We start from the raw sequence: 12,463 nt of genomic DNA, 5'->3' as shown, positions 1-12,463 counted from the left end.
ATAACGCTTTATACTTATTTTCTCTATATTAAGTTCAATTAAATTTGATTCAAAACATCAAACTAAACCTCTATTTCTGAATATATTTCGTGGTAGAATTTTATTATTAAAAGCGCTAATAAACGAGGAATCATCACTGTGCTAATTGATATTCAAGACACTCCAGATAAAGCTAGACGAATCTTTAAAACGATAACGGAAGCTTTTGAAGAACAAAATATCAATCCAACCCCTCTTAACTATTTTGTTTGGTATCAGTATTTTAAAGGTGACATTCCAAAATTCAGACAAGAGATGGATGCCATTTTAAATGATCCTTTTGGTTACAATGATCGTGTTGGACGACGATTGTATGATGAATACCTTACAGAAGAAGACAAATCAGACTCAGAGTTTGACCGAGCTTTTAGGCGTTTAATTGACGTAATGGTCAAAAAAATGAATGCCTGGAGTGACAAGTTAGAAACTCATACCAAAGAGCTTGATGACTGCACCACTCAGTTATCAGACCCCAATTTAGATGCGGCACAAGTTAAGGTCATTACTAATAACGTCTTAAATGCGGCATCCTCAATGAAAGAGAGTAGCCAAGCATTTCAAGCAGAGATGACTCAAAGCTCATTAGAAGTTAAGGAACTTCGCAAACAGTTAATTGAAGCTCGAACCCAAGCCATGCAAGATGAGCTAACCGAGCTAGGTAACCGTAAAGCATTTAACAATGCCATGGAAGAACTGCTATTTGATGCAAAAGACAACCCAAGTTCTCTCTGTTTAATTATCAGTGACATTGACCACTTTAAAAAATTTAATGACAATTATGGTCACTTAGTTGGCGACAGTGTTTTACGGTATTTTGCTAGCATTATGAAAAAAACCAAAGGGGATAACGAGACGGTATGTCGTTATGGCGGAGAAGAATTTGCTATTTTACTTGCTAACTCTTCATTAGAGGAAGCTCAAAAGCGTGCTGAAGAAATTCGTGCAACCATCGAAGCCGCGCACCTAAAACGTAAAAATGAAGTTGAACCCATTTCTACCATAACAGCTTCTTTTGGTATTGCTTGCTATAAAGGAGAGATTGAAAGCAGTGACGATTTTATAGCGCGTGCAGATGAATCTTTGTATAAGGCAAAAAATGATGGTCGAAATCGAGTAGTTTTAGAAACCGAACTTCCTGAAAAAAATACGCAAGAAAAATAGGCGTTAAAAACAGGTGTTAATGACTCTGTTTTGGCGCTTTAACTAATAATGTACCAAGCCCTAAACGCCTTAATTCATTACGTTTTTTATTTAACACTAATCGATCATTAAAAGGCCCTACGCGTAATCGATAGTAAACTCTTTTCTTGGTGGTTAAAACAGATAATTGAAGCTTTTGACCAAGACGCTCTAAACGCTTCTGCTCCTGTTTAGCCACTCTCTCAGAGCCAAATGTACCGGCTTGAATATAGTAAGGTTGTTTTAACTCCACCGATATTGGTACAGCATCAACAACCACCTCCATCTTACCCAAGCCTTCATAAAAACTAAATGAGGGTTTTTCGTCAGCCTCTGATTGTGTTTGATTCGACTTTACATCAACCGCTTCAACAACAACCGGCTTAATCTGTAGTTTTTTAGAAACGTCTTGTACTGTCTCAACTGTTTGTTGCTTAAGGTCTTTAGCGGCTTTAAAAATGGACGGTTCGCCAGATTTATCGGACTTGTCAGACTGCACTCCATGTGAAACAAAATGTTGAGTCACAAAAAAACCAACTAATAAAATCGCAGATACAAGGAACCCCCCTGCCCAAATCATGGAAACAGACGGGCGCGCACCAGAAGAAGGCTTGGTTACCGTTTGAGACTTCCGTTGAAAGGTTTGTTTTTGGCTAGCGTGCCCATGACGATAATCACGTGCCATTTACATTTTCTCTGGAGCAGACACACCAATAATTGCCAAACCATTCTGCAATACTTGCTGCACAGCACAAATCAGCGTTAAACGAGCCTGACGGGTTGCTTCATCTTCAACAATAAATTGGCTTGCATTGTAGTAAGAGTGCAACCCATGCGCTAGGTCTTTTAAATAGTAAGCAATTTGGTGTGGCTCATAAACCCCTGCTGCACGAGCAACAATTTCCGGGTATTTTGCCAATTCAGTGGCTAAATGAACTTCTTGCTCTTCAACAAGTTTATCTAAATTAGCTAGCCCCACTTGGGTATCAAGAGTATAACCCTTAGCCTCCGCCTGAGACAGTACTCGGCAGATACGAGCATGAGCATACTGAATATAATAGACTGGGTTTTCATTAGACTTAGACTTAGCTAAATCTAAATCAAAGTCCATATGCTGTTCTGACTTACGTTGTACATAGAAGAAACGTGCGGCATCACTACCCACCTCTTCACGAAGCTCACGTAGAGTGACAAACTGACCACTTCGGGTAGACATGGCAAGTTTCTCACCACCACGATATAACACCGCAAATTGAACTAAAAGAACTTGTAAGGCCTCTGAATTTGTGCCCATTGCATTCATCGCTGCCTTCACTCGTGGAACATAACCATGGTGATCTGAGCCCCAAATATCAATCAAGATATCAAAGCCACGTTCAAGCTTATTAAAGTGATAGGCAATATCTGAAGCAAAATAGGTTTTGATACCATTATCACGCACTACTACACGGTCTTTTTCATCACCATATTCAGAGGATTTAAACCATAAAGCCCCATTTTTCTCATAGATTTTGCCCGCTTCTTGTAGCTTGGCAATCGCCGCATCAATGACACCTGAATCCATTAAAGAACGTTCAGAGAACCACTCATTAAACGTCACATTAAAACCGGCTAAATCTTCTTTAATATCAGACAAGATAGAATTAATTGCTGCGCTAAAAACCGCTTCATAATGCTGCGCACCTAAAAGATTTTTTGCTTTAACAATCAAATCATCAATATGTTTTTCTTTATCGCCACCCTCTTGACCTTCATCTGGAGTTACGCCGGCAAAAACCTCAGACACTGGCTTTTGTAGGGTTGTAGCAAACTCAGCTTGTAAACTCTCGCAAATAGCATAGATATAATCACCCTTATAGCCATTACTTGGAAAGGTAAACGCTTCACCACATTGTTCTAAATATCGTAACCAAACGGAGGTGGCTAAAATATCCATTTGACGGCCAGCATCATTCACATAATACTCTTTAGCAACCTCAAAACCGGCTACTTCAAGTAAATTAGCAACACTAGCACCATAAGCCGCACCACGACCATGCCCCACATGCAAAGGCCCCGTAGGGTTAGCAGAAACAAACTCAACCAGCACTGAACGGCCCTGACCTACATTGCACTTACCAAAATCTTGCTTTTGTTCAAATACGCTTGAAACGACATCAAACTTAGCGGAATCATCTACAAAAAAGTTAATAAAACCTGGGCCTGCAATTTCAACTTTCTGCACAATCGGAGCATCTGAAACTAACTCTACAATTTTCTGTGCTAAGTCTCTTGGCGGCATTCCAGCTTGCTTAGTCATCATCATCGCCAAGTTGGTCGCAAAATCACCATGGGATTTATCTCGGGTATTTTCCACATTGATACGTGGGTTTGTGTCTTCAGGAATCACACCCTGTTGCTTTAGTTTTTGAACAACTTCGGTCAAAATCTGCGCGATTTGCTGCTTCATGCGAACGTCTCTTTACTTGAACTGATATATTTCATCAGACCTTAGCACTAGTCGGGGAGGTAAGAAAAAAGAGAAAGAATTCTTTAGATTTAGTCTAAAAAAACCGTTTAATAGTGAACTATTCCCCGGATTCATTAGGTTTAGGATAAAGAATTATAGACTTTTTATACCGTCATCGACTCTTACAGAGGTCTCTTTATAAAACCGGATATTTTACTAAATTAATGACGCTAAACGAGTTTAATTTCAAACTACCAGGCCTGGTGGTTTGTAAAAAGGCTTTTTTGAGGCTGTTGCACAAGCCATAAAGGCACGAAAAAAGTGAAAGAGTTGTTTCAATTTAGTTTAAAACCCGCATGTACGCGGGTTAAATTTTAGAATCCTGAGAAATTTCTCAGAAAAAAGTTAATTATTCTTGGGTATCCGTATTTTATGATTGATTATCCAGTATTGTAAAAATTAACCACGAAGACACAGAGGCACGAAGGTTAAAAAAACAATTAAAAGTGATTCGAAAATCATAGCCTAACAATCTTAAGTCACACCTATAAACTCCGTATTTGTAAAGTTTAACTGCGATTAATTTATTAAGTTTAGTTTGGTTATTCGTTAAATTTAAGTTGGTATTAGATATTAGAAATCTTCGTGCTTTCGTGTCTTCGTGTCTTCGTGGTTAAAAGGTTTGTTTAATCAATCATAAAATACATATACCCTTATTCTTTTGCGGCCGTTTTAGCGGTCGATTTTTTAACCGGAGTTTTACGAGTCGTCGCTTTTTTAGCTGGAGCTTTTTTAGCGGTTGTCTTTCTGGCGGTTGTTTTTTTAGCTGGCGCCTTTTTAGCGGTGGTCTTTTTAGCGGTTGCTTTTTTTGCCGGTGCTTTTTTGGCTCCAGCACGACCACGTTTTTTAGGTTCAGGCGCTTCATCTAAACGTTTAATACACTCTTCTAAAGAGAGCTCTAGTGCATCTTCATCCTTAGCAATTTTGGCATTTTTCTTGGTTGTCACATCCGTGATATACGGCCCCCAACGACCTTTAAGAATTTTTACATCCGTGCCTGCAAATGTTTTAACAATTTTATCCGCATCGGCCTGTATTTTATTTTTCACCAGTGCTACAGATTCTTCCAACGTAATGCTTAATGGATCAAATCCTTTAATCGGTGCGTACAGTTTAGTGCCATATTCTAAGTAAGGACCAAAAGGCCCTTGTTTTGCGATAATAACCTGACCTTTTTCAACCCCAAATTCAGATCCATCTACGGCGGTTGCTTTAAAGGTTTCTGGCATTTCACCCACTTCTCTAGGAAGTTTAAATAGCTCTAACGCTTGATCCAATGTTAATAGATCCATTTTTTGGCCGGGCATCAAGCTCGCAAAAGTGGGTTTTTCATCATTTTCGCCGTCACCTACTTGCACATAAGGGCCATAACGACCAATTTTAACAAACATAGGTTTACCACTTTCAGGGTGATTTCCTAAAGGACGAGCTTGTCCTGCCTCTTCTCTAGAAACATCTTCAGCAGCAACTACTTTTGGGTGAAACTGACTATAAAACTCAGCCAACATCTGCTGCCACTGCATTTTCCCATCCGCAATAACATCAAACTTATCTTCAACCTTAGCAGTAAATTGATAATCCAATACATCACCAAAATGTTTAGTTAAGAAGTTGGTCACAATCCCCGCTATATCGGTGGGAAATAGTTTGTTTTTTTCAGTTCCAGCCATTTCCGTTAAAGTCTCTGCACTTACCTTACCGTCAACTAAACGAATTTGACGATATTCTCTAGGCTTACCTTCTCGATCTTCTTTAACCACATAACCACGTTGCTGAACGGTATCGATGGTTGGTGCATAGGTTGATGGACGACCAATCCCCATCTCTTCTAACGTTCTAACTAAACTTGCTTCGTTATAACGAGCAGGTGGACGACTAAAACTTTGCTTAGCCCCTAACTCTTTAACATTTAAAGCTTGCCCTATGGTCATTGGAGGTAGTAAACCGCCTTCATCTTTAGAATCAAAATCATAGACCTTAAGAAAACCATCAAAACTAACCACTTCACCTTTAGCCGTTAATTTATCATTTGGAAGCAGATCAATACCGACATCAACCGTGGTTCTTTTTAACTGTGCGTCAGCCATTTGCGAAGCGATTGCGCGACGCCAAATAAGTTGGTATAAGCGTTGTTCATTTCGTTCACCACCAACATTCTCAACTCCAAAATCAGTTGGACGAATCGCTTCGTGAGCCTCTTGCGCATCGGCATTCTTGGTTTTATATCGGCGCGGCACACTATACTCTGCACCATAGTCAGAGGTAATTGTCGTTTTAGCTTGCTCAATGGCCAATTCAGAAAGGTTCACTGAATCGGTACGCATATAAGTTATCTTTCCAGACTCATATAAACGTTGAGCAACCATCATAGTTTGCTTTACTGAAAAACCTAACTTTGAAGAGGCCTCTTGTTGCAATGTAGAAGTCGTAAAAGGGGCTTTTGGTGAACGTTTTGCGGGCTTTTCTTCTAAGGAGATAACTGAAAGATTTGCTTTAGCGACCGCTTCTAAAAAAGCGGTTGCTTCATCTTCGGTAGCAAAACTTGCGGTACGTTTTACATCCAAATCCGCCACGGCTTTTCCAGCAGCATCTAGTAACTGTAATTGGCCTTGAACTCTGAAAACAAAATTTGCTTCATAAGTTTCAACTTCTCTTTCACGTTCAACAATTAAACGAACCGCTACCGACTGAACACGACCAGCTGAAAGCCCGGTTCGAATTTTTTTCCATAAAATAGGCGAGAGCTCAAACCCCACAATTCGATCAAGGATACGACGAGCTTGCTGTGCATCAACTAAGTCTAAATCTACCGTTCTCGGCTTGGCAATAGCCGCCTGAATGGCTGGCTTGGTAATTTCATGAAAGACAATTCGTTTAGTGGTTTTTACATCTAGATTTAGGGCTTCCGCTAGGTGCCATGCTATCGCTTCCCCTTCGCGGTCCTCATCCGTTGCTAACCAAACCGTTTCTGCCATCTTGGCTAGTTTTTTAAGTTCGGTGACATTTTTTTTCTTATCTGACGAAATCTCATAATTAGGTAAGAAGCCGTTTTCAAGGTCAATTCCCATACCTTTTTTCTGAATATCACGGATATGCCCATAACTGGAACGGACAGTAAAATCTTTACCTAAATATTTTTCAATTGTTTTTGCTTTAGCGGGGGACTCCACTATCACCAAATTCGTCATATAGTTACTCTAGCTTTCATACTTGTTTGTTTTAATTAATTTAAAGTTAATGCTTTAACTGACCATTTTTTTATTGAGACCTTTGCACGAGATAGGTGCGAAAGAAAAATGAGGAAAAATTTACCTTATTGCGGCGGAAAATGCAGGGAATAGCTAGCTATTCGCAAGTTTTTCAACAAAAATAAGGTGGATTTTAACCATTTTTACTCATACATACTCTCGTGCAAAGGTCTCTTAATTGTTTTAAATTTAGTGTTTTAAATTTAATTTAGAACGTGGCCATTACACAAACAAAAAAATTCTTCTTTTTACAAGATGCATAATTTTTTCTGTATTTGCAATCACTAATTTAATTTTTGACTATATTAATAATATTTTGACTGTATTAATTGATGACCTGACTCAAGTTTTATTATAAAAGAGACTTATTAAGTACGCCCAATTACTAAAAACTCTATTTAAAACAAGATTATTTTAGGTATACTTTAGTTTATTATCTATAACCCAACCAAATTTATCGTCTCAAAATTAGAGAATACAAATGGCAAGCCCAATAAAACAAACCGGACTTTCATCTCTTGCAAGCCAGGCAATCATCGTAGTAGGCATGAACGATGAACATCAAGCTCAATTGCTGGCAAATCTTAAACCGTCTCATTTTGCTATTTCTTTCTGTGAAAGCCCTTCTAATGCAAACCAATTACTACAATCAACAAGGTTTGATAACACAGTTATTTTGTTAGATGAAAGTCTGTTTGATTCAGATAACGCTCAACTTATCGCAGCTTTTCTAAAAAGCCATGATATTAGCCAGTATCCATGTATTCTTAATGTTTATTCATCTGAGTCAGAGGCGATTTTAAAAGCTTATGAAATGAATATTTCTTTTTACTTAGTTCAACCATACAGTGGACGTTTTTTGCAGTCGGTTATCGAAACCGCATCAAAGAATCTTTTGCAATATAGCGATGCGATACAACGAATTCACAATTTTGACACCGCACATCCTTTAATACAACAAGCCTCTTTTTTCATAAAAACTGTTGAAGAAGCCCATGCCTTATCTTCTGCTTTAGCTTACATAATCAAGGAGCCGAAACGTATTGGGATTGGTTTATTTGAGTTGATGTTAAATGCCATTGAGCACGGTAACCTTGGTATAGGTTACGAGCTAAAAAGCCAATTAATTAAAGAATCTAGACTGCAACAAGAGATTGAAAAACGTCAAGCGCTGACTGAAAATCAACACAAACACGTACAGGTAGTTTTTGAGCGCACACCAAAATATATTGAGATAACCATTTCTGATCATGGCGAAGGTTTTAATTATAGTCGTTATTTAGAGTATGCCGAACATCGTGCTGCGGACAAACATGGCCGAGGAATCATGCTAGCTAAAAGCATTAGTTTCGACTCTTTAGAATACAAAAATAATGGTTCTACCGCCGTTTGTCGCTGCAATATTGATTAAAACTTCTTCACAAGAGCGTTACAAGAGTGTTATTAATCCCCCCCTAAAACCCTACTTAGTCGAGTCTAAACCATTACAATGACAACTATAACCACAACTACTTAATTCTGCGCCAGCGTGCCGCAGATAAGGCTTCAATTTCACCTGACAACTCTAACAACATTAACTCCCCTTGCAAACTAGAAACCGGCATTTTACTCACGACCACTAGCTCATCTAAGCCGGTAGCGTCGTAACCTATCAAATCTAATAACTTACTCTGATTTTGTGTTGAAGATAGCGTCGTTGTCTGTTTTTTAGAGTGCTTTTCTGGTTCATCAAATAGTGCTAAAGAGGTTTGCAGGTTGGCAGATAATTCCTCCAAAACATCCTGTCCAGACTCGACTAATTTAGCTCCCTGTTTAATCAGCTGATGACAGCCTTTAGCCTGTGGGTTATGTATTGAACCAGGAACAGCAAAAACTTCTCTCCCCTGTTCTAAAGCTGTTCTAGCGGTAATCAAAGAGCCACTTTTTAAGGCTGCCTCCACCACTAAGGTTCCAACACTGAGGCCACTAATAATACGGTTTCGTTTTGGAAAGTTATAATTAAGTGGTTTAGTGCCTAAAGGAAATTCTGAAATCATGGCGCCTTCTTCAACTACTTGATGCCCCAGTTTTTGGTTAGCCGCAGGATAAATACGATCTAAACCAGTGGCGACAACCGCAATGGTTTTACCGATACCTTGTAAAGCCCCCTGATGCGCGGCTGTATCAATACCTAACGCTAAACCACTGGTAATCGTTAAACCTTGTTGAGAAAGATGTTTTGCAAAATCCTTAGCCGTTTCTATTCCTTGTTTAGAGGCATGACGACTACCGACTATGGCAATTTGAGGATCACTTAACAATTCAACCTTTCCACGAACCCCTAACACAATCGGAGGATCAGTAATTTCAGTTAAATTTTTCGGATACTGTTTATCATCCAAAACTAACCAGGCCTGGTTATCTTCTTCTCCCCAAGCCAAGGATTCTTCTACACGAGCTTGAAATTCATCCGCAAATAAAATATCTAACTGACCTTGGTTTATTAATTCACCCTGCTGCCAATCAACCATTGGAGACTCTAGGGCGGTTTTTAAAGAGCCAAAATATTGTTGAATTGCTTGTAGCTGTTCATAAGAGACATGACTCAAGTGTAGGGATAACATTGTGGGTAAATCGGCAAAATTTGACATATTCAGCTATAATAGTTTGCAATTATTTACTGAAGTATATACGACACCATGGAAAAACTCGATATCGTTCTCTACCCTGAATCTGGACTTCGTGAAGTCTGCAAGCCAATTCCTGAAATGAATGATGAGATTGATAAGCTCATCGACGACATGTTTTACACAATGTATGACGCACCTGGCATTGGTTTAGCGGCTCCGCAAGTTGCTGTGCAGGAGCGTTTAATTGTGCTCGACATTTCAGAAACCAAAGACCAGCCAATTGCCTTAATTAATCCTGAGATTATTCGTTCCGCAGGAGAAATTACTTGGGAAGAAGGTTGCTTATCTATTCCTGGTATTTACGCTAAAGTTAAAAGACCCAGCGACATTATTGTTCGTGGTATGGACCGTGATGGCAAAATGATAGAGATGGAAGCCAATGAGTTACTTGCGGTTTGTATTCAACATGAAATTGACCACCTAAACGGTAAGTTGTTTATTGACCATCTTTCTGGTTTAAAACGTACTCGAGCATTACAAAAGTTTCGTAAATCCATGGAAGAACAAGAGCAATAAACCTTATGAGCCAAGCATTACGCATTATTTTTGCGGGCACTCCGGACTTTTCGGTAGCGCCACTAAAAGCCTTACTAAATTCACAACATGAAGTGATTGCCGTTTATACCCAACCAGACCGTCCTGCAGGGCGTGGTCGTAAGTTAACTGCAAGCCCGGTAAAGCAAGTTGCTCTAGAGCATAATATTAGCGTATACCAGCCAGAATCCCTTAAGGATGGCGATGCTCAAAAAAACTTAAATGATTTAAACGCTGACATTATGATTGTTGTGGCCTATGGTTTAATACTGCCACAAGTAGTCTTAGACATGCCTAAAATGGGCTGTTTAAATATTCACGCGTCCCTATTACCAAGATGGCGTGGTGCGGCCCCCATTCAACGCGCTATTGAATCGGGAGATCCGCAAAGTGGTGTAACCATTATGCAAATGAATGCCGGATTAGATACCGGCGACATGCTTTACAAATTAGCCACTGACATCACGCCTGAAGACAGTGCGCAAACCTTGCACGACCGTTTAAGCGATTTAGGTTGTGAAGCTTTAATGGCAACCATTGAAGGCTTGCAAAATAAAAGTATCGTTCCTGAAAAACAGAATGAAGACTTAGTCACCTATGCTGAAAAAATGCATAAAGAAGAAGCCTTAATTCAGTGGAATCAACCCGCTTTAAAAATTATTCGTAAAATTCAAGCCTTTAACCCTTGGCCAGTTGCTCATACCCCCTTTCAAGACAAGCCTTTACGAGTTTGGCAGGCACGTCAATTAAATACCGAAGAACAAGCTAAATTTAATGACCAACAAAAGCTACCAGGCCTGGTAATAGGCCTAACCAAACAAGGTTTAATTGTTGCAACGGGTGACCAACCTATTTGTTTGCAACAAGTACAACCCGCAGGTAAAAAAGCCATGAGTGCTTATGACTTTGCTCAATCTCGTGACTTAATAGGTTATCAGTTTTAATGAACTCGTCTGCCAACCCTTTGCCTAAATTAAATAGCCGTTTTATTGCCCTTAAAATTTGTTTAACCGTCATTGAACAAGGGCGTTCTTTGAGCCAAAGCCTTCCAGAAGGCCTGGCACAATTTAATGACCGCAGAGAACGTAACTTTACTCAAAATATGGTAATTGGCACTCTGCGTTGGCAAGCACGTTTAGAGGCGATTCGCGCGCAATTACTTAAGAAAAAACTTAAAGAAAAAGATGAAGATATTAACCAATTGATTTTAATTGGTCTGTATCAAATTCTGTATATGGATACGCCAGAACATGCCGCCGTTTCGGAAACCGTTGCGGTTGTGCAAAAGTTAAAAAAACCTTGGGCTAAAGCATTAGTAAATGGCGTATTGCGTAACTTTATTCGTGAACAACAAACCCTCTGCGATGAAGTTGACCTTAAACCTGCTCAAAAATATTCACACCCCCAATGGTTGTTCAAGGCATTACGAAAAGGTTACCCAGATGATTGGCAAGGCATTATGCAAGCTAATAATGAAATTGCGCCCCTAACCTTAAGAGTTAATACCATTCAACAATCTCGTGATGAATTGCTGACAAAACTAGCAGAAGCTGACATTAAAGCTTTTGCGCATTCAACCGCTCCTCAAGGCATTGTTTTAGAAAGCAGCACCGACATCACTCAACTTCCTACTTACGAAGCAGGCGGGTTTAGTGTTCAAGATGGCGCGGCGCAACAAGCTGCTAATATCTTGCAACCCAAACCTCAAGAACGCATCTTAGATGCTTGTGCTGCACCGGGTGGTAAAACCACCCATCTTTTAGAGTTATCTAACAATCAAGCAAACGTCTTTGCCTTAGAAAAAGCTCCTGAACGCATGGAGCGTTTAGCAGAAAACCTTCACCGTTTAGAGCTAGATGCAAACTATGCCGTAGGCGATGCCTCATGCCCCGAAGATTGGTGGGACGGCAAGGCTTTTGACAAAATTTTATTAGATGCACCCTGCTCGGCAACCGGAATCATACGCCGCCATCCAGATATAAAATGGCACCGAACCGAAGAAGATATTAATGCCTTAGTTGAGATTCAATCTGCTATTTTAAAAGCACTATGGCCAACCTTAAAACCAGGTGGAAAGCTACTTTATGCCACCTGTTCAGTATTACCTCAAGAAAACACATTACAGGTTCAAGAGTTTGTTGAAAGTGAACCAAGTGCTAAGGTTATTCCCCTTGATTTAGAAACCACACTTACCTTTGAAACTCCGGGCAATCAATACTTACCAGGACGTTTAGGCATGGATGGTTTCTTTTACTGCTTACTAGAAAAAGAAAAGAATCTGTAAA

At 39.6% G+C, this 12,463-nt stretch carries 9 protein-coding genes; 5 read left to right on the top strand and 4 right to left on the bottom strand.

Annotated features, from left to right (window positions below):
- The first annotated feature begins 138 nt into the window (after positions 1-138).
- Entirely contained in the window at positions 139-1,200 is a 1,062-nt protein-coding gene (locus tag BS34_RS0100665; RefSeq protein WP_029406635.1) for a GGDEF domain-containing protein, read from the top strand.
- A gap of 16 nt (positions 1,201-1,216) precedes the next feature.
- Here the strand turns inward: BS34_RS0100665 and BS34_RS0100660 are convergent, their stop codons facing one another.
- The 3 genes from BS34_RS0100660 to topA form a co-directional block, all read right to left on the bottom strand.
- Positions 1,217-1,903, bottom strand: coding sequence for an SPOR domain-containing protein (locus tag BS34_RS0100660; protein WP_029406634.1), 687 nt, complete (start codon positions 1,901-1,903; stop codon positions 1,217-1,219).
- Positions 1,904-3,667, bottom strand: coding sequence for an arginine--tRNA ligase (gene argS, locus BS34_RS0100655; protein ID WP_029406633.1), 1,764 nt, complete (start codon positions 3,665-3,667; stop codon positions 1,904-1,906).
- 713 nt (positions 3,668-4,380) lie between these two features.
- Positions 4,381-6,915, bottom strand: a complete 2,535-nt coding sequence (gene topA / locus BS34_RS0100650; protein WP_029406632.1) for a type I DNA topoisomerase — start codon at positions 6,913-6,915, stop codon at positions 4,381-4,383.
- Between the two features lie 541 nt (positions 6,916-7,456).
- On the opposite strand from topA, the gene BS34_RS12425 reads away from it, so the two are divergent.
- Positions 7,457-8,386, top strand: a complete 930-nt coding sequence (locus BS34_RS12425; protein ID WP_051640599.1) for an ATP-binding protein — start codon at positions 7,457-7,459, stop codon at positions 8,384-8,386.
- A 97-nt stretch (positions 8,387-8,483) separates the two neighbouring features.
- Here the strand turns inward: BS34_RS12425 and dprA are convergent, their stop codons facing one another.
- Positions 8,484-9,605, bottom strand: a complete 1,122-nt coding sequence (gene dprA / locus BS34_RS0100640) for a DNA-processing protein DprA (protein WP_029406630.1) — start codon at positions 9,603-9,605, stop codon at positions 8,484-8,486.
- A gap of 48 nt (positions 9,606-9,653) precedes the next feature.
- Between dprA and def the strand changes: the two genes are divergently transcribed.
- From def to rsmB, 3 genes are read left to right on the top strand one after another with little or no spacing between them, the layout of a single operon-like run.
- Entirely contained in the window at positions 9,654-10,160 is a 507-nt protein-coding gene (gene def / locus BS34_RS0100635; protein WP_029406629.1) for a peptide deformylase, read from the top strand.
- Between the two features lie 5 nt (positions 10,161-10,165).
- Positions 10,166-11,122 carry a methionyl-tRNA formyltransferase gene (gene fmt, locus BS34_RS0100630; protein WP_029406628.1) on the top strand — a complete coding sequence of 319 codons (957 nt, stop codon included), beginning with the start codon at positions 10,166-10,168 and terminating at the stop codon, positions 11,120-11,122.
- The gene (gene rsmB, locus BS34_RS0100625) at positions 11,122-12,462 is read left to right on the top strand and encodes a 16S rRNA (cytosine(967)-C(5))-methyltransferase RsmB (RefSeq protein ID WP_084151531.1); all 1,341 of its coding nucleotides are present in this window, start codon (positions 11,122-11,124) and stop codon (positions 12,460-12,462) included. The genes fmt and rsmB overlap by 1 nt, the downstream gene beginning before the upstream one ends.
- The last annotated feature ends 1 nt before the right edge of the window (position 12,463 follow it).

This window comes from Thiomicrorhabdus sp. Milos-T2 (genome assembly GCF_000702325.1).
GTDB lineage: Bacteria > Pseudomonadota > Gammaproteobacteria > Thiomicrospirales > Thiomicrospiraceae > Thiomicrorhabdus.
This window is presented reverse-complemented; position numbering and strand designations above follow the sequence as displayed.